Origin of the sequence: Dickeya fangzhongdai (assembly GCF_002812485.1) — a bacterium.
GTDB classification, from domain to species: Bacteria; Pseudomonadota; Gammaproteobacteria; order Enterobacterales; family Enterobacteriaceae; genus Dickeya; species Dickeya fangzhongdai.
The window spans coordinates 4868957-4886254 of the sequence record NZ_CP025003.1 but is presented as its reverse complement, the minus strand read 5'-3'; the positions used below and the strand labels follow the sequence as shown (position 1 = coordinate 4886254).

Annotated in this window: 17 protein-coding genes; 12 read left to right on the top strand and 5 right to left on the bottom strand. The window is 57.8% G+C overall.

What is annotated here, in order from left to right:
• Positions 1-2: 2 nt before the first annotated feature.
• Genes CVE23_RS21940 through CVE23_RS21930 form a run of 3 tightly spaced genes read left to right on the top strand, consistent with a single transcriptional unit; the run spans position 3 to position 2515 of the window.
• Positions 3-935, top strand: coding sequence for a DMT family transporter (locus CVE23_RS21940; protein ID WP_049842573.1), 933 nt, complete (start codon positions 3-5; stop codon positions 933-935).
• Between the two features lie 45 nt (positions 936-980).
• On the top strand, positions 981-1751 hold the full coding sequence (locus CVE23_RS21935; protein ID WP_049853821.1) for a thioesterase II family protein: 771 nt from the start codon (positions 981-983) through the stop codon (positions 1749-1751).
• Between the two features lie 50 nt (positions 1752-1801).
• Complete coding sequence (locus CVE23_RS21930; protein ID WP_159077963.1) at positions 1802-2515, top strand: 4'-phosphopantetheinyl transferase family protein; 714 nt, start codon at positions 1802-1804, stop codon at positions 2513-2515.
• Between the two features lie 62 nt (positions 2516-2577).
• On the opposite strand, the gene CVE23_RS21925 is transcribed toward CVE23_RS21930, so the two are convergent.
• A complete protein-coding gene (locus tag CVE23_RS21925; protein ID WP_197724557.1) occupies positions 2578-2940 on the bottom strand; it encodes a RidA family protein in 363 nt (120 codons plus the stop codon).
• 284 nt (positions 2941-3224) lie between these two features.
• Between CVE23_RS21925 and CVE23_RS21920 the strand changes: the two genes are divergently transcribed.
• Positions 3225-3491, top strand: coding sequence for a YdgH/BhsA/McbA family protein (locus CVE23_RS21920; protein WP_100850340.1), 267 nt, complete (start codon positions 3225-3227; stop codon positions 3489-3491).
• 58 nt (positions 3492-3549) lie between these two features.
• Here CVE23_RS21920 and CVE23_RS21915 read toward each other — a convergent pair whose 3' ends face one another.
• The gene (locus CVE23_RS21915; RefSeq protein ID WP_100850339.1) at positions 3550-4653 is read right to left on the bottom strand and encodes an ROK family transcriptional regulator; all 1104 of its coding nucleotides are present in this window, start codon (positions 4651-4653) and stop codon (positions 3550-3552) included.
• A gap of 100 nt (positions 4654-4753) precedes the next feature.
• Between CVE23_RS21915 and CVE23_RS21910 the strand changes: the two genes are divergently transcribed.
• The 6 genes from CVE23_RS21910 to CVE23_RS21885 all read left to right on the top strand — a co-directional run bounded on the left by CVE23_RS21910 (position 4754) and on the right by CVE23_RS21885 (position 10580).
• Positions 4754-6124, top strand: coding sequence for an ABC transporter substrate-binding protein (locus CVE23_RS21910; RefSeq protein WP_049853818.1), 1371 nt, complete (start codon positions 4754-4756; stop codon positions 6122-6124).
• 49 nt (positions 6125-6173) lie between these two features.
• The gene (locus CVE23_RS21905; RefSeq protein ID WP_100850338.1) at positions 6174-7091 is read left to right on the top strand and encodes a carbohydrate ABC transporter permease; all 918 of its coding nucleotides are present in this window, start codon (positions 6174-6176) and stop codon (positions 7089-7091) included.
• A complete protein-coding gene (locus tag CVE23_RS21900; protein ID WP_100850337.1) occupies positions 7088-8134 on the top strand; it encodes a carbohydrate ABC transporter permease in 1047 nt (348 codons plus the stop codon). The genes CVE23_RS21905 and CVE23_RS21900 overlap by 4 nt, the downstream gene beginning before the upstream one ends.
• A gap of 4 nt (positions 8135-8138) precedes the next feature.
• Positions 8139-9242: an ABC transporter ATP-binding protein gene (locus CVE23_RS21895; protein WP_100850336.1), complete on the top strand. Its 1104-nt coding sequence runs from the start codon at positions 8139-8141 to the stop codon at positions 9240-9242.
• 25 nt (positions 9243-9267) lie between these two features.
• The gene (locus tag CVE23_RS21890; protein WP_100850335.1) at positions 9268-10131 is read left to right on the top strand and encodes an endonuclease/exonuclease/phosphatase family protein; all 864 of its coding nucleotides are present in this window, start codon (positions 9268-9270) and stop codon (positions 10129-10131) included.
• Between the two features lie 197 nt (positions 10132-10328).
• The gene (locus tag CVE23_RS21885; protein WP_038917381.1) at positions 10329-10580 is read left to right on the top strand and encodes a YdgH/BhsA/McbA family protein; all 252 of its coding nucleotides are present in this window, start codon (positions 10329-10331) and stop codon (positions 10578-10580) included.
• 124 nt (positions 10581-10704) lie between these two features.
• Here the strand turns inward: CVE23_RS21885 and CVE23_RS21880 are convergent, their stop codons facing one another.
• Entirely contained in the window at positions 10705-11889 is a 1185-nt protein-coding gene (locus CVE23_RS21880) for a BaiN/RdsA family NAD(P)/FAD-dependent oxidoreductase (protein WP_049853826.1), read from the bottom strand.
• Between the two features lie 304 nt (positions 11890-12193).
• Between CVE23_RS21880 and pitA the strand changes: the two genes are divergently transcribed.
• Positions 12194-13702 (top strand): inorganic phosphate transporter PitA, encoded by a 1509-nt coding sequence (pitA, locus tag CVE23_RS21875; RefSeq protein WP_038917382.1) that lies wholly within the window; start codon positions 12194-12196, stop codon positions 13700-13702.
• Positions 13703-13829: 127 nt separating this feature from the next.
• On the opposite strand, the gene uspB is transcribed toward pitA, so the two are convergent.
• The gene (uspB, locus tag CVE23_RS21870) at positions 13830-14165 is read right to left on the bottom strand and encodes a universal stress protein UspB (protein WP_038920750.1); all 336 of its coding nucleotides are present in this window, start codon (positions 14163-14165) and stop codon (positions 13830-13832) included.
• A 585-nt stretch (positions 14166-14750) separates the two neighbouring features.
• Here uspB and uspA point away from each other — a divergent pair.
• On the top strand, positions 14751-15185 hold the full coding sequence (gene uspA, locus CVE23_RS21865; RefSeq protein ID WP_033568931.1) for a universal stress protein UspA: 435 nt from the start codon (positions 14751-14753) through the stop codon (positions 15183-15185).
• Between the two features lie 102 nt (positions 15186-15287).
• On the opposite strand, the gene CVE23_RS21860 is transcribed toward uspA, so the two are convergent.
• Positions 15288-17294 carry a methyl-accepting chemotaxis protein gene (locus tag CVE23_RS21860; RefSeq protein WP_100850334.1) on the bottom strand — a complete coding sequence of 669 codons (2007 nt, stop codon included), beginning with the start codon at positions 17292-17294 and terminating at the stop codon, positions 15288-15290.
• Positions 17295-17298 lie beyond the last annotated feature (4 nt).

Here is a 17298-nt window from a genome sequence, read left to right as displayed (position 1 = left end):
ATATGCATACAAGACATAATCATATATGGATCATGGTCATTATGGCCGTGTTTTTCTGGGGCAGTAATTTTAATGCCATTGCGGAACTGGATGCCAACCTGCCGCCCATCATTTCGTCCATTGTTCGATTTGTTATCGCGTCGGTTATTTTTTCTTTTACCCTTTTTATCTTCAAAGGTCGGGATATTTCTCTTTCCATAAAGGACGTGCTTTCGCTCGCTTTATTAGGCTTTCTGGGGATTTTCTGTTTTAACTATGCGATCTTCGCAGGGATGAAATCGACATCGCCTATTAACGGGGCGCTAATCATGGCCAATATGCCATTGGTGAGCATTCTGTTTTCCCGGTTATTGCTAAAGGCCAAAGTCACGCTGGCTCAATATATTGGGTTGATATTGGGTGTCTTTGGCGTGTTTTTGGTTATCGCCAAGGGGAATTTCTCTTCCCTGCGGTATAACAGCGGGGACCTCTGGATCATCGTGTCCTGTGCCTGTGGCGGTTTATATGCTGTTTTGACCAAAAAGCTGATCACCCATGTTCCTCCCGTGCAGGCAACCCGATGGACCATTCTGTTTGGTACTGCATTTATGTTGGTGTTTGCAGCGCTGACGCACGACATCAGCTATGACTACCTGTCGATATCCCAACTCTCCTATACGTTATTGGCTTATATGGCTATTGCCGGGACAGTACTGGCCTATTACTTCTGGGTCAAAGGGTGCCAGGTGCTGGGGCCGGAAAAAACCTCAATTACGACTAACCTGACGCCGGTCTTTACGCTGGCTATCAGTTTTATTATGGGAAAAACCGTCGAGCCTATCCAGATAATCGGCATGGCGGTGATCATCATCGGGGTATTGCTGGGCACCGGTTACCTCAGGAATATCCGTTTTTTTCCGCTGGGAAAGAAACTGGCCCGGAAAGAAGGCGCCTGAACAGGTGATTTGGCTATTCGTCTGATGCAAGGAGAGAAGATTTATATGGATATGCTGTCCGCCGGAATATTCACGGTTTTCAGGCCCAACCCCGCAGCCAGAATCCGGTTGTTGTGCATTCCCTATGCCGGCGGCAGCGCGAATCTGTATCAACACTGGCATGAGTATTTGCCGGAAGACATGGAAGTAGTGGTGGCCCAGTTGCCTGGGCGGTCATACCGGTTATCGGAGCCGCCGCATGAAAGTATGTCGGCGGTGGTAAGCGAACTGATGACGTATATACATCAAGTGCTGGATCGGCCGTTGATCATTTTTGGGCATAGCCTGGGAGGGTGTATCGGGTTTGCTCTGATGGTGGAGTTGCAGCGCCGCGGGTTGCCATTGCCGGCGTTTTTTATTGGCTCTGCCAGCCGTCCCCCTCATCAATTGCAGCTTGCCAGAAAAACGCACCATGTTTCGGATGAAAAATTTATCGATATGCTGAGAGAGATGAAAGGGACGTCGGAAGAGATACTGAATTCCAATGATATTATGGCCATGCTATTGCCGATGCTGAGAGCAGATTTCAGAATTTCGGAGACGTACCAGTATACCGATACCTTAAAGTACGCTGTTCCCGCGATGTTCTTTTCCGGCGATGGGGATCGCTATTTGCCTGCTGAGCGAATTGCGCTGTGGCAGGAACTGTTTAGTTCCCGCGTTACTTTTGCCTCCTTTCCGGGAGGGCATTTTTTTATTCATGACCACATCAATGATATTACTCAAATCATTAAAGGTATTGCGGCTGATATTTTGAATAAAACGGATGGGAAATAATAGGGACGGAATACGCGATCATGATATCGCCGAGTCGAGAGAAAAAGAGGATGGTAGACGCCGGTGCCGGGTTTATTGAGCGGATAGGCGTTATTAACCGCACGCGAACGGAAATATTTACCGTAGGGTGGGGAACGTTTCAGATTGCTCATTTTAACGAGCGACTTTTTCATCTTTATAATATCACCATACCGCCGGTCATTGCCTCGTCGGTGAGAAAGCGGCAAGCGGAATTTTTGGCCGGGCGTGTTGTCGCGGCCACGGCGTTGAAGTCTTGCGGCGTAGCCTATCCGGCGATTGAGATACAACCTGACAGGGCGCCTCGATGGCCTGCCGGTTATATCGGATCAATTTCTCATACGAATGACCGTGCGGTTGCGGTTGTTGCAAGCAGCCAGCATCATACTGCCGTCGGTATTGATGTAGAAAGAATCATGGATAGCGCTACGTTAATGCAGGTTCTCCCGGCGATTACCGTAGGGGATGAATGGCGCAGGGTTGAATGTTCAGGAAGTGGGTTATCAGTAGAACAGCTTGGTACGCTGATCTTTTCTGCTAAAGAGAGCCTTTTTAAGGCGCTAAATCCGATAGTAAATAAGTTCTTCGACTTCACCGCGGCGGCGTTAACACAGGTACGGATAAAACAGCGGCGATTTACAATTCAGCTAACCTGTGACTGGGGCGAACAATATCGTGCCAATATCTCATTTACTGGCAGGTTTTATATTAATCATGATGCGGTGGTAACGTTATTGGTCGTATAAACGGGCTCAGCGGTAGCGCCTTATCGTGTGTGATAAGGCGTGGTATTTATATCGCGCCGGAGTTATGCCAGTGCGACAATCGATTCGACTTCGATCAGCAGGTCCGGGTGAATCAGGCTTGAAACTTCAATCAGCGAACAAGCGGGCAAATGCTCGCCGTAAAAATCAAACAGCAGTGTTCTTATCAGGGCTAATTGAGAGATATCTCTGACGAAGATAGTGAGTTTGATTAAATCAGCGGTACTTCTTTTTTCAGCGGCGAGAATGGCGGCAATTTGCTGGAGCACCGTGCGGGTTTGGGATTCCAGCCCGGCCGATTGAGCATCGGTGCCAAAGGCGGTCAGGCCGGAGATATACAAGGCGTCACGGTGCTTTGTCGCGTGGACATAAGGGCCTTTGATCTGAGGCAGAAACGCGTAGGTCATGCGTGTAACCAAAACAGACTCCTCACATAATTCAGGGCATGAATGTGTTCATGCGGGATGGCGGAAAACTTCATGATACTCGCATCAGGAGGGTAAAACAGTGTTCGGTCGTTGCTCGTTATCACTCCCGTCCCATTGTTATTTTTATTTCATATTTTTTGAAAGATATCTGCAAATAAACCCGGTTTTAACGTCGCGTTAACAGGTCTATTATCACTTCCATCGAAGGTGAGAGCGCCTCCTGAAAAGAATACTCACCCCATTCAACGTGAAGGATATTGACCATGAAAGCTATCAAAAATATTGTTGCAGTTATCGCCCTGGCTACCGTTTCTTTCGGCACCTTCGCTGCGACCACGTCCACTGCGACTGAAGTACAGCAGTCCGCCAGCCTGTCCGTCGGCTCTGTCAGCGCGACAGCCGCTACGCTGGACAGTCTGCAGGCCAGCCTGTCTGAAAAAGCCAATGCGGCCGGCGCCAAATCGTTCCGCATCATCTCCGCCACCTCCGGTGAAAACCAGATGCGCGGCGTGGCTGAACTGTACAACTGATAACCGGTTTATCGTTATCATCAGCAACAATGGCCGCCTTCGGGCGGCTTTGTTGTTTTCAGTACTGATTAAGCGCCAGCGCGGCTGCGCCGAAGGAGGCGCTGTTTTGTGTCGGTAGCGTCGAGAGGCGCACCGGCGGTAGCGTTAGCGGCGCATCGTCGTCCGGCGCCGGCGTCTGAGCCATGACGGCGGCCTGCAATCCGGCCATGAAAGGCGCGGGCAGCGTGCCGCCGAGGTAGAGGCTGGGCGGGTCGAGCAGCGCGGTGACGGTATAGAGCAACCGATACAGCTCGCCCGCTGCGCGTTGGATCCAGCGCTCTCCGGCGGGCGAGGTCGCCAGCGCCTGCCAGTTCGCGTCGGCGGCGGTGGAAGGCAGCGTCTCGCCTGCCGCCAGCAGAGCGTCGTGCAGATCGTCAAACGATGGGCGTGACTGCGCGCGGGTACGCAGCGCGCCAATCTCCCCCGCGTTGCCTTGCTTGCCCCGATGCAGTTCGCCATTCAGGATCAACGCGCCGCCGATGCCTTTGCCGATATACAGGTAGAAAAAACTGTTGTCCGGAGCGGCGGACCCAAAATGCAGCTCGCCGATGGCGGCGCAGTTGGCGTCGTTTTCCACCAGCACCGGGCAGCCGAGCCGGTCGCTCAACTGCCGGGCGATATCCACCCCACGCCAGGCCGCCAGACCGGGGGCGATCCACACCGGCATGGCGCCGCCGTCAAACCGGGCGGGCAGCGCCAGGCTGACGGCCAGCAGCCGCTCGCGTGCCTGCGGCTGAGCGTCGAGCAGGGTGCGGATGGCGTCGGCCAGCGTATCCGCCACCGAATCGACAACCCGGAAATCGCCGCGCAGCGTGGTTTCCGCCACGCACTGCCCGGCGTAGTCCATCAGGATCAGGCAAATCAGGTCGTATTCCGCGTACACCCCCAGCACATAGCCCGCGTGCGCCGCCGGTCGCAGGTTGATTTGCGGCGGGCCGCGCCGCCCCTGCGCCCGGTCGCTCTCTTCCAGCAGACCTAAGTTGAGCATGTCCCGCGTCATCATGCTGACGGCGGCGGTGGTCAGGCCGCTGGCGGCGGCCAGCGCGCTGCGCGACAGGCTGCCCGAACGGCGCAGCAATCCCAGCAGTTTGCGGTGGGTGGCCGTGAGTTCTCGCTTTTCCATGGGTATCCGTTGTCCCGGTTCTGTCCGGTTTCCTTCACACGTCTGCAATATAATTAAGTTACTTAATTAATTCGTCAACCTCAATAACAGGATGGTGCCCGTGCGTAAACTTGCTTCGTTATCCCTGTCGGCGTTACTGGCGAGCGGGCTGATAGCCCACGCGGCGGTGGCGGATGTCATCAAACTCAAGCTCTGGACTCTGAATGACCGCAATGCGCCGATGCGCACCGTCAACATCGAGGAGGCGGCCGGGGTGCTCAACCAGCAATTCGCCGCGGCGGGGGTGGATCGCAAAATCGTTATCGATACCCATGCCAGCGCGGTGCAGGGCTGGGACGATCTGGCGCTGGATACGCTGAAAGCCTTCGGCGTTAATCAGGGGCCGGACATTGTGCTGCTGCCGCACGAGTGGATCGGCGAATTTGCCCGCAACGGTTACGCCATGCCGATGGACGGGCAGATCAAGGCGAATCCGTGGGTGTACGCCGATATGCTGCCGGTGCTGTGGGAAGCGATGAAGTATCAGGGCAAGGTGTACGGCGTGCCGCAGGATGCCGAGATCCGCATGTTTTTCTATAACAAGGACATGCTGCGCAAGATTGGCAAGGACGACGCCTTTATCGATAGCTTGCCCGCCCGCGTGGACAGCGGCGAGTTCACGATGGATGACCTGACGGCGCTGGCGAAAGAGGTGGTAGACCGTGGCGCCGCGCCGATCGGCATGCTGCATCGCCCGAATGTCGGCATCGATTATCTGATGGTGTTCGCCGCCTGCGGCGCGAAATTCATGGATGAGAAAACCGGCAAGCTGCTGTTTGCGAAGAAAGAGGTTGAAACCGCGCTGAGCTGGTACGCCCGCAATGTGGCGGCCGGCGTGACGCCGACCGATAACACCGCCATGAGCTGGGACACCATCCAGACCGCGTTCAAGCAGGAAAAAGCCTTCCTGTTCCATCAGGGCATTTGGGCGATGGCCTGGCAGGTGAACGATAACTTTGGCCCGGCGTGGCCCGCCGATAAAGCGGGTTACACCCATAAAATCGGCTGGATAGCGGCGCCGGCGGCGGTGAAGGGCGGCAAGCCCGCCAACCTGTCGCATCCCATCGCCTACGTGGTCAGCAACAAGAGTCAGTACAAGGATCTGGCGGCGCAACTGGTGGCTATCGCCAGCCTGCCGTACTACAACAACCGCCACGCCGTCAGTTCCTATCACACCGCCATCAGCCATGCCCAGACTGCGATGCCGCAGTACACCGACAACTGGGCGTTGAGCGACGCCGGCAAAATGATGAAAAACATTACTTTTGTGCCGAATCACGCCCGCTTTGGCGACTATAACCGGGTGCTGTTCAAAGGCTTGCAGGCGGTAGAAACCAAACGCATGACTCCGGCGCAGGCGGTGGACTTTATCGCCGACGAGCTGGAAACCCAGTTGGGCAAGGACGTGGAAATCGTGGATAGCCTGCATTGAGACACGGCCGGAGCGCGCGTGTCTCCGGCTCTGACGAGCGAGGTGGCGTATGCCTGTAACGTTCCCGAATCGCCCGACCGGCGTGCATCCCGCGCGCTGGCTGGCTCCCGCCATCTCGGTGCTGGCGGTGTTTTTTGTCGCGCCGATGCTGCTCAATCTGGTGATTGCCTTTAGCGACATGGGCAGCAATTTGCAGATAAGCGCCTTTGGCGCCGACAACCTGATGCGGTTGCTGGTGGCGGACAAACGTCTGCCCGCCATCCTGCTGACCACGCTGGTGTATGTCGCCAGTACGCTGCTGCTGTTCAACCTGGGGTTGGGCATCGTGCTGGCGATTGCCACCACCGCCGTGCCGCCGGCACTGGGCGCGCTGTTTCGCGGCATCTGGTTTTTGCCGCGGATTTCGCCGTCGGTGCTGTACGCGCTGTTGTGGATCTGGGCGGCAGACCCATCGCCCCACAGCCTGAGCAATCAGGTGGTGGTCGGCGTATTCGGGCTGCCGCCGCTCAATCTGCGCAACGACCATCCAATGATACTGATTGTGGTGGCGAACGGCCTGGTGGGCGCTTCTTTTGCGATGGTGATTCTCGCCTCCACGATTCGCGCCATTCCGGCTCATCTGTGGCATGCCGCGCGGGTAGACGGCGCCGGGGAGTGGTCGGTGATTCGTCATGTGGTGCTGCCGGCGCTGAAAAGCCCGGTGTGTTTCATCGCGTTGTATCAGGCGCTGTCGCTGCTGGTGACCTACGAGTACATCCTGCTGATTACCGGCGGCGGCCCGGTGTACGACACCACCACCTACGCGCTCTACATTTACCGGCGCGCCTTCGAGTCCGGCGCTTATGGCTACGGCGCTATGCTGGCGCTGGGGTTGATGGTGTTCGGCGTGCTGCTGACGCTGTTGCAGTGGCGGATGATGAATATGCGCGCGCAGTTTACCCCGCCGCGTATCGAGGTGATGCGATGACGACGATGACCGCTGTCGACTGGGCGCGTCAGGCGGCGCGCTCGCGCTGGAATCGGGTGGGTTTTCTGGCGAGCGTGGTGCTGTTTCTGACGCTGGTATCGATACCGATTGTGACGCCCTATCTGTGGCTGCTGGCGATCTCGTTTACCCATCGGGATGGCGGCAGCGAGTATCAGGTGCTGTGGCGGTTGCTGACGATCGCGGCGCTGGCGTACGGATTGCTGCTCGCCGTCGCCTGGCGGGCGCGCACCGAACAGCGCGTCCGACGTTTGCGGTGGTTGGTCGGGCTGGCGGCGCTGCTGGTGTTCGGCCTGTGGGTCGCTCCGCAACTCACATGGCACAACTACCGTTTTCTGTGGAACCCGGACGTGCAGGCTACCGGTATGCAGAGCGGTACGTTGCCGTCTGTCTGGACCGCGCTTGGCAACTCGCTGCTGTTCGCCGCCGGCCACACGCTGCTGGTGACGCTGCTGGCGGTGCCTGCCGCCTATGCCCTGTCCCGGCTCGGTTTCCGACGGCGTGAAGGGGTGCTAAAGGTCCTGCTGCTGTTGCACGCCTTTCCGGTGATGGCGCTGACGGTGGCGATCTTTATCCAGCTCTACTGGATGGGGCTGCTCAACAGCCTGTGGGGCGTGATGCTGGTGATGTGCGCGCTTGAGCTGCCGTTCGCCATCTTCGTGATGAAGAATTTTTTCGACGGCGTGTCGTGGGATATCGAAATGAGCGCCATTACCGACGGCGCCAGCCGCTTTCAGGCATTCCGACTGGTGGTGCTGCCGCAGGTGACCGGCGGCATGATCGCCATCGCTACCTTCGCCTTTCTGCGCGGCTGGGAGGAGTACATTTTTGTGCGCACCCTGCTGATCGACAGCGGCAGGATGACCATGAGCCTGTACCTGTTCTGGGCATCGCAAGACAGCATGGGCGCGGATTCCGGGCTGATTGCCGCCGTGGGCGTCATCTACATCCTTCCGGTGCTGGCGCTGTACCTGTTAACCCAAAAATACCTGACGCAAATGAGCGTCGGTGGAATCAAAGGCTAAGATTATGGCGGAAATTGTGCTTGATGGCGTCACCAAAGCCTGGGGCGATACACCGGTGCTGCACCCGGTTAACCTGACGCTGGCTGACGGCGAATTTGTGGCGATCCTCGGGCCGTCCGGCTGCGGCAAATCCACCACGCTGTTTTTGCTGGCCGGGCTGTATGCGCCGACGCAAGGGCATATTTTGTTCGACGGCCAGCGGGTGAACGGCGTGGATGCGCGCGATCGCAACGTTGGCGTGGTGTTCCAGTCTTACGCGCTGTACCCGCACCTGAATGTGTACGACAACATCGCGTTTCCGCTGCGTTTCAAGCCTGCTGAACGCGACGAGCGCGACCAGCGGATACGGGACGCGGCGGCGCTGGTGCAGGTGACGGAATTGCTGGATCGCAAACCGGCGGCGCTGTCCGGCGGCCAGCAGCAGCGGGTGGCGCTGGCGCGGGCGTTGGTTAAGCGGCCGTCGCTGTTGCTGCTGGACGAGCCGCTGTCCAACCTCGACGCCACCTTGCGCATGACGATGCGCACCGAGCTAAAAGCGATTCACGCCCGCTCGCGCGCCACCACGCTGATGGTGACGCACGATCAGCTGGAAGCCATGACGCTTGCCAGCCGCATTATCTGTATGAATCAGGGGCGGGTGGAGCAGATAGGCACCCCGCAACAGCTCTATCGTCAGCCCGCCAATACCTTTGTCGCCGGCTTTATCGGCTCGCCGCCTATCTGCCTGCTGCCGGGACAGGCCAGCGGCTATCAATTGACGGTGGGTGAAACACGCTGGGGGTTGTCATCGACGTATCACGGCGCGCTGACGCTCGGCATCCGGCCGGAAGACGTCGCCCTGACGCCGCCGAGCGCCGGCCCGCTGTCCGGGCGCATTGAACACGTCGAGCCGATGGGGCGGGAGATTCTGTACCGCCTGCACACGCCGCTCGGCCCGTTGCAGGCGCTGGCGGCCGGTTCGATGGCGCAGTACGACGCGGGGATGTCAGTCGGGGTGTCGCTGTCGGTTGATGCCTTGTTGTTGTTTGACGCCGACGGCAACCGCCTGCCCGATGCCGGCGTCGTGCTGCCTGCCAATACGGTTTTCGCCTGCCGGACGGCAGGTTAACGTCCACTTACCAACAGGTTGCCTTATGCACATTGTCAGCTACAACATTCAATACGGTCTTGGCCGCGATGGCCGCTACGATTTGGCTCGCATCGCCGATGAAGTACGCGGTGCGGATATCATCTGTATGCAGGAAGTGGAACGCTTCTGGCAGCGCTCCGGCATGATGGATCAACCGGCGGAGCTGGCGGCGCTGCTGGGTGAATACCACTGGGTCTACGGCGCCAATCTGGACATGGATGCCAGCACCGTGGCGGCGGACGGCCGGGTCGTCAATCGTCGTCGTCAGTTCGGCACCCTGACGCTGTCCCGCTGGCCGATTCTCTCCAGCCGTAACTTTCCGCTGCCGAAGTTCGGTACCCTGACCCAGCACTCAATTCAGCAAGGCGTGCTGGAAACGGTGATCGACACCGGCGCCGGGGCGATCCGCGTCTATAACACCCACCTTAGTCACCTGTGCGCCGATACCCGGTTGCCGCAGGTGGAGGCGATGCTGGCGCTTTTCGCCCGCGCCCCGGATGAAGGCGGCGCCTGGTGCGGCGGTCATCCTGATCCGGCCGCGGGCTGGACCGAAGGTCGGATGCCGGTGATGCCGCTGGAGATGATCCTAATGGGGGACTTGAACTGCCTGCCGGACAGCGAGGAGTACAGCCGTCTGATTGGGCCGGTGTCGCCGCATCACGGCCGGTTGGTTCGGCACCGCGGGTTGATGGATGCCTGGGTCGCCGCCGGTCTGCCGGAGAATAGCGGTTCTACCCATCCGAATGTCGGCGGCCGTATCGATCACTGCCTGTTGACGCCATCGCTGGGGCTGACGGTACGCCGTTGCTGGGCGGATACCGAGAATCAGGGCTCCGATCACCACCCGTTGTGGGTCGAGTTGCAATAACCGGCGCGTCTGTCACCCGCGGCGGGGTCTGCGGGTGACAGGCAATTCATGGTTATTTTTTATTCATTTTTTTTGAAAGATATCTGCAAATAAACCCGATTTTAACGTCGCAGCAACAGGTCTATTATCACTTCCATCGAAAGCGAAGACGCTTTCACTAAAGAAACCAACCAAATTCAACGTGAAGGATATTGACCATGAAAGCTATCAAAAATATTGTTGCAGTTATCGCCCTGGCTACCGTTTCTTTCGGCACTTTTGCAGCAACTGAAGTACAGCAGTCCGCCAGCCTGTCTGTTGGCTCTGTCAGCGCCACTGCTGCTACGCTGGACGGTCTGCAAGCCAGCCTGTCTGAAAAAGCGAACGCAGCCGGTGCCAAATCGTTCCGCATCATCTCCGCCACCTCCGGTGAAAACCAGATGCGCGGCGTGGCTGAACTGTACAACTGATAACCGGTTTACCGTTATCATGCGCAACAATGGCCGCCTTCGGGCGGCTTTGTTGTTTTTGAGAAAAGTAACAATGGGAGGATTAACGGATGAAAGGAACCGGTTGCTATGCTGGAGTCCATCGTTACCCCAGCGCCTGCGCACACGCCCAGGCGGAGCTCCAGGCCCACTGGAAGTTGTAACCGCCGAGCCAGCCGGTGACGTCCACCACTTCACCGATGAAGTACAGCCCCGGCACTTTGCCGGCTTCCATCGTTTTTGACGACAGTTCGCGGGTATCGACGCCGCCGAGCGTCACTTCCGCCGTACGGTAGCCTTCGGTGCCGTTAGGCTGTACCCGCCATTGTTGCAGCGTGATTTCCACCTCGGCCTGCTGTGGCTTGTTGAGCTGTTTTAGCGTGACGTCCGGTAACTGCCCCAGCGCCTGCAGGCATTCCACCAGCCGCTTCGGCAGCCACTGAGCCAATGTGTTTTTCAGGCTCTGGTTCGGATGCGCCAGACGTTCGTTGTTAAGGCATTCGGTCAGATCAAGGTTCGGCAACAGGTTGATGGTGACGAATTCTCCCGGCTGCCAGTAGCTGGACAGCTGCAGGATCGCCGGGCCGGACAGGCCGCGGTGAGTAAACAGAATATTTTCGCGGAAGGTGGTGCCGTTTTCGGCCGTGACCACCGCCGGCACCGACACGCCGGAGAGCGTCTGCAACTGTTCCAGCAGCGGCTTATGTAGGGTAAACGGCACCAGCGCGGCGCGGGTCGGTAATACGTTGAGGCCAAACTGCGTCGCCAGTTGATAACCGAACGGCGTAGCGCCCAGCCCCGGCATCGACAGCCCGCCGCTGGCGATCACCAGCGCCGGCGCCTGTACCACCCCGGTGTTGAGCTTCACCAGGAACCGATCGGTTTTTTCCACCGACAGCACCTCGCTGCGCAGACGCAGCGTCACCTTACCGGTTTCGCACTCTTTCATCAGCATATCGACAATCTGCTGCGCGGAATCGTCGCAGAACAGTTGGCCGAGGGTTTTTTCGTGATACGCGATGCCGTGGCGGTTTACCAGGCTGATGAAATCCCATTGGGTGTAGCGGGCGAGGGCGGATTTGCAAAAGTGTGGGTTGCTCGACAGGTAGGCTGCCGGCTCGGCGTACATATTGGTGAAGTTGCAGCGTCCGCCGCCGGACATCAGAATCTTGCGGCCCGGTTTTTTGCCGTTGTCCACCAGCAGCGCCCGCAGTCCTTTCTGGCCTGCCTGCGCCGCACAGAACAGCCCGGCCGCGCCCGCGCCAATGATGATTACGTCAAACTGTTCCACATTACTCTCCCGTTGTTCCGCCATGCCATTGCCCCACAGGGCGGCCGATTATAGGCGATGTCCCGACGCCGGTCATCGCCCAGGTGCGCCTTGTTCCTTGCGCCATGCTGCGCTGCCGCCGTTTGCCGGTAACAAAGTGTGTGGAGGGGTAAAAACAATAATGCCTTGATTTTAATTAACTAAAACATTGTCACCGGCAAGAATGGCGTAAATTAAGTCAAAATAATGTCATATTTTGCTTTTCCCGTTTCCGCTTGTCGCCGATAATGCGCCGCGTTCATGACCACTACATGGCCTAACACTTATGCTACATTTATTTGCCGGGCTTGATTTCCACACCGGTCTGATGCTGGTTCTCGCTCTGCTATTCGTTCTGTTCTACGAAGCCATTAACGGCTTTCACGATACCGCCAACGCGGTAGCCACTGTTATCTATACCCGTGCGATGCGTGCCCAACTGGCGGTTGTCATGGCCGGGGTTTTCAACTTTCTCGGGGTATTGCTGGGCGGGCTGAGCGTCGCGTACGCCATTGTTCACCTGCTGCCGACCGATCTGCTGCTGAACGTTAGCTCCACCCACGGGCTGGCGATGGTGTTTTCCATGCTGCTGGCGGCGATCATCTGGAACCTGGGAACCTGGTATTTCGGGCTGCCTGCTTCCAGTTCGCATACGCTGATCGGTTCCATTATCGGTATCGGTCTGACCAATGCGTTGGTGACCCATACGTCGGTGGTGGATGCGCTCAATATTCCTAAAATGGTCAGTATCTTCCTGTCGCTGCTGGTGTCGCCTGTGGTCGGCATGATCATCGCCGGGTTGATGGTGTATCTGCTGCGTCGTTACTGGAGCAGTAATAAGAAGCGCCAACGCGTTCACCTGACGCCGGCCGAGCGCGAAAAACAGGACGGTAAGCGCAAACCGCCGTTCTGGACCCGTACCGCGCTGATCCTGTCTGCGGTGGGCGTGAGCTTCTCGCATGGCGCGAACGACGGCCAGAAAGGCATCGGTCTGATCATGCTGGTGCTGATTGGCGTGGCGCCGGCCGGATTTATGCTGAACATGAATGCGTCCGGTTACGATATCAGCCGCACCCGCGACGCGGTGGTGAACCTGCAGACGTACTACCAGTCTCACAGCGCGGCGCTGACGCATGTGATCGACCTGTCGCATCCGGTGATTCCGGCGCCGGAAAACGTGATTCCGTCCACCGGCAATAAACCGGATTTTCACTGTGATACCTCCCGCGCGATGATCGCCATCGACCGCGTGCAGGTGCTGCTGAATAACGTCAAAAGCTACGATGAACTGGCGGCGGATGACCGCGCCCGCGCTCGCCGCTTGCTGATGTGCATCGCCGATACGCTGGATCGCGTCGTCAAGCTGCCGGAAACCCCGTCTGACGACAAACGCCTGCTTAACAATCTGCGCAGCGATTTGCTGTACACGGTGGAATATGCGCCGCTGTGGATTATCGTTGCGGTGGCGCTGGCGCTGTCGCTCGGCACGATGGTGGGCTGGAAGCGCGTGGCGGTGACCATCGGCGAGAAGATTGGCAGAAAAGGCATGACCTATGCGCAGGGCGTTTCGGCGCAGGTGACGGCGGCGATGTCCATCGGTATCGCCAGCTATACCGGCATGCCGGTCTCCACGACTCACGTACTCTCGTCCGCGGTGGCCGGAACCATGATTGTAGATGGCGGCGGTGTACAGGGGAAAACCGTGAAAAGCATTCTGCTGGCCTGGGTGTTTACCCTGCCGGTATCAATGTTGCTCTCCGGCGTGCTGTACTGGCTGGCGCTGAAGCTGATCTGACTCGGCACGGTGATAAAGCCGTAGCGGGTATAAGTATAAGAAAGGCGGCCATCAGGCCGCCTTTCTGCTGTCAGGGCATAGGGTTGGGGTTGATAGAAACACGACCGGTTTACGCTGCCGGGCCGCCTCAGTGCCAGATGATCAAGGCAATGAGACTGACCACAATCAGCCCGCACAAGGCGGAGGTCAGCAGAAACTGACCGCGCACCCGCGCGCAGCGACGGATGAACTCGGGGTCGTGATGATCAAGATAACGTTGTGCGTAGATGTAGCGAACCAACCGCAACTGTTTACTGGGCTGACCGTGGGAGGTAAAAAAACCGCCCCCGTCCACATACTGGTACAGTAGCGGATCGCAGTCTCTCAGTATCAGCAGCAGCACTCGTAACGAAGAATAATATCGCGCCATATTGATGACACAGACGACACATAAAGCCCAGAAAAGCGCAAATGTACTAATCATCATGCTTCCCTCCCGGATTATGACCCATCAGATGCTTTCACGTGTCGAGTCCTGCCGACATCACATCTGTGGGTATTTATGCCACACGTTATTCACGCGATGTTATGGGGCTGCCAGACCATGGCGAGTTGCCCGGGTGTTCTTCTTCACCGCTGTATCCTTGCCTGGAGAAGGGCCTGCAGGGTCCCCCTCAATTTCATTGTAGAAGAGCCTTGCGTTTTTTTTCCATATCTGACGTAAGGTTCCTGAAAGCAAAAAACATCACGACTTCTTTTGATCTGACACCGGCTTTCTCCTCCGTAGGTCGCGCCCTTTTCAACTACACTTTGCATACGGGCGGGAGGTTTCACCGTTATAAGCGATAAACCGTCATCAGCTATAAACAGTATCGGCGCAGATGGACGGCCGCTTCAGGGCAAGTAGTTACCAGTATCCGCAGAACCGTTACAAAATATGTGGCGTTGTGATCTGTTGAACATAACCCGGAATCAGCGGGGTGCTATGCTCATTACAGCCATCGGTTATCAGACTGGCAGGAGAAATATCTGCTGACCCATCAGTTAGTCATTACGGAAGGAGCTTATCATGGCTTACAAACACATCCTTATCGCGGTCGACCTGTCACCGGAAAGTAAGGTGTTAGTGGAAAAAGCGGTTTCCATGGCGCGACCGTATGATGCCAAAGTCTCTTTGATCCATGTTGACGTGAATTACTCCGATCTCTACACCGGGCTGATCGATGTCAACCTGGGCGACATGCAGCAACGTATTTCCGAAGAAACCCAGAATGCCCTGAGGGAACTGGCGGAAAACGCCGGCTATCCGATCTCGGAAACCCTGAGCGGCAGCGGCGATCTGGGCCAGGTGCTGGTTGACGCCATCCGCAAGTATGATGTCGACCTGGTGCTGTGCGGTCATCATCAGGATTTCTGGAGCAAACTGATGTCGTCCGCGCGCCAGCTGATCAATACGGTGCACATCGACATGCTGATTGTGCCGCTGCGTGACGAAGAGGAATAAGCCGCCCGAAGCGGCTCTGATAAGGGTCGGGTGAGCAGGCGGATACGAATAAGGCATAGCCATTCGGCTATGCCTTTTGCGTGATGGGGTTCCGCCAGGTGATCAATGAATACGGAACACCTGCACCAGTTGCGCCAGTTGCCGGGCCTGATCTTCCAGTGAAGCGGCGGCGGCAGTGGCTTGCTGTACCAGCGCGGCGTTTTGCTGGGTGACGCCGTCCATTTCATGCACCGCCTGCGTCACCTGACTGATACCGCGGGACTGCTCGTCGGACGCGGCGACAATCTCGCTCATGATGTCGTTGACCGACGTCACGGCGGTCAGCATGTCCCGCATGGTTTTCCCGGCGCTTTCCACCATGCCGACCCCATGACCGACCCGTTCGGCGGATTCGCCGATCAGCGCGGTGATGTCTTTTACCGCATCGGCGCTGCGCTGGGCCAGACTGCGCACCTCGCCGGCCACCACCGCGAAACCGCGACCCTGTTCGCCGGCGCGGGCCGCTTCCACCGCCGCATTGAGCGCCAGAATGTTGGTCTGAAAAGCAATGCTGCTGATGATGCCGGTGATCTCGCTGATTTTCTTCGAGCTTTCATCAATGCTGCCCATAACGCTGACCACCTGACCCACAATTTCGTCGCCGCGCTGGGCGATGTGCGCCGCGTTCTGCGTCAGTCGGGTGGCGCTGTGCGCGTTATCGGCGTTTTGTTTCACGGTAGCGGTGATCTGTTCCATGCTGGCGGCGGTTTCTTCCAGCGCCGCCGCCTGCTGTTCGGTACGGGACGCCAAATCGACGTTGCCGGCTGAGATTTCCACCGCACCGTGACTGACCGACTCGCTGGTGCTCATCAGTTGTTCCACGATGCTGCGTAGCTGCTGCTGCATTTCCGACATCGCATAGAAGATGCTGCTGGTGTCTTTGGGTTGGACCGGGATGTGGAGCGTCAGGTCGCCTTGCGCCACCGCCAGCGCGATCGCCGCCGCTTCCACCGGTTCGCCGCCCACCGGGCGCAGTACCTTGCGGGTGAAGATCAGGCCAATCACCCCGGACACCACCAGAATGCTAAGCAGGGTCATGAGTGCGCCGATGTAACGCAGCCGCACCGATTCGGCCATCACCACCTGTTCCGGCACGCTCACCCCCAGCATCCACGGCGTGCCGGTATTGCCGATGGCGATCGGCACGTAGGCATTCATCATGTCGGCGTTGGTGAAGCTGTTGAAACGCTGCCGGTTATAGGGCTTGCCCGCGGCGATGCTATCCATCAGCGGCGGGTCGCCCTCCAGTTTTTTGGCGATGCGCGCCTTGTCCGGATGGGCGATGTAGGTGCCGGAGGCGGAGTACATCGTGGCGTAACCGGCGCCCTGATAAGGTTTGATGCCGTTGACCATCTGCTGCAGCGTATCCAGCGAGAAGTCGGCGGTTACCGAACCGTAGAATTTGCCGTCAATCATGATCGGCACCGCAATCGAGGTCAGCAGTACGTCGACGCCGTTATAGGGGTAGCTATAGGGTTCGAGAATCACTTCTTTTTGCAGTTTGCGCGGCAGCAGATAGTAATCGCCGCTGCCGGGCGTTTCGTAATCGGTCAGGTTGTGCAGCGCCACTTTACCGGCGTTGTCGCGGTCAACGTAGCGCACAAACCGGCCCTTCGGGTCCTGCTCCGGCTGGCTGGCGTACTGTTGGTCTTTGCCGTCAAAGGCGTTCGGCTCCCATGCCAGCGACATCGACAGCAAATCCGGGTGGCTTTTGAGCGCGTTTTTCAGCAACAGCTCGGCGGTGGCGCGGTCCGGCGCGCCGGTTTCCCGCAGGCTGGTCACGCTCTGCGCCAGGTCGCGGGCGGCAAACAGCGCGATATCGAGCCGGTTCTGCACCGAATAGGCGCTGGTGTAGGCGGTTTGTTCCAGTAGTTGTTGGGCGGTGTTTTTTTGTTGCTGGCCGGATTGCCACAGCAGAAAACCAATAGTAAGGATAAAGCCGCAGGTAATGATGAAAACCGTGGTAATCAGCACCAGCGCGCGGGTAGACAGTTTTTTCTTCCCGGCGGTGGAGGGAGAAACCAGAGGCGTCTGGGTAGAGGAAGTATGGGAAACCAGCTCAATGGACATGATA

Bases quoted from the DNA above. Each gene is read 5' to 3' on its own strand.
- CVE23_RS21905 (WP_100850338.1), top strand. From the start codon at position 6,174: ATGCCTGTAACGTTCCCGAATCGCCCGACCGGCGTGCATCCCGCGCGC.
- CVE23_RS21940 (WP_049842573.1), top strand. From the start codon at position 3: ATGCATACAAGACATAATCATATATGGATCATGGTCATTATGGCCGTG.
- uspA (WP_033568931.1), top strand. From the start codon at position 14,751: ATGGCTTACAAACACATCCTTATCGCGGTCGACCTGTCACCGGAAAGT.
- CVE23_RS21885 (WP_038917381.1), top strand. From the start codon at position 10,329: ATGAAAGCTATCAAAAATATTGTTGCAGTTATCGCCCTGGCTACCGTT.
- uspB (WP_038920750.1), bottom strand. From the start codon at position 14,165: ATGATTAGTACATTTGCGCTTTTCTGGGCTTTATGTGTCGTCTGTGTC.
- CVE23_RS21925 (WP_197724557.1), bottom strand. From the start codon at position 2,940: ATGACCTACGCGTTTCTGCCTCAGATCAAAGGCCCTTATGTCCACGCG.
- CVE23_RS21895 (WP_100850336.1), top strand. From the start codon at position 8,139: ATGGCGGAAATTGTGCTTGATGGCGTCACCAAAGCCTGGGGCGATACA.
- CVE23_RS21930 (WP_159077963.1), top strand. From the start codon at position 1,802: ATGGTAGACGCCGGTGCCGGGTTTATTGAGCGGATAGGCGTTATTAAC.
- CVE23_RS21860 (WP_100850334.1), bottom strand. From the start codon at position 17,294: ATGTCCATTGAGCTGGTTTCCCATACTTCCTCTACCCAGACGCCTCTG.
- CVE23_RS21935 (WP_049853821.1), top strand. From the start codon at position 981: ATGGATATGCTGTCCGCCGGAATATTCACGGTTTTCAGGCCCAACCCC.
- CVE23_RS21915 (WP_100850339.1), bottom strand. From the start codon at position 4,653: ATGGAAAAGCGAGAACTCACGGCCACCCACCGCAAACTGCTGGGATTG.
- pitA (WP_038917382.1), top strand. From the start codon at position 12,194: ATGCTACATTTATTTGCCGGGCTTGATTTCCACACCGGTCTGATGCTG.
- CVE23_RS21920 (WP_100850340.1), top strand. From the start codon at position 3,225: ATGAAAGCTATCAAAAATATTGTTGCAGTTATCGCCCTGGCTACCGTT.
- CVE23_RS21890 (WP_100850335.1), top strand. From the start codon at position 9,268: ATGCACATTGTCAGCTACAACATTCAATACGGTCTTGGCCGCGATGGC.
- CVE23_RS21900 (WP_100850337.1), top strand. From the start codon at position 7,088: ATGACGACGATGACCGCTGTCGACTGGGCGCGTCAGGCGGCGCGCTCG.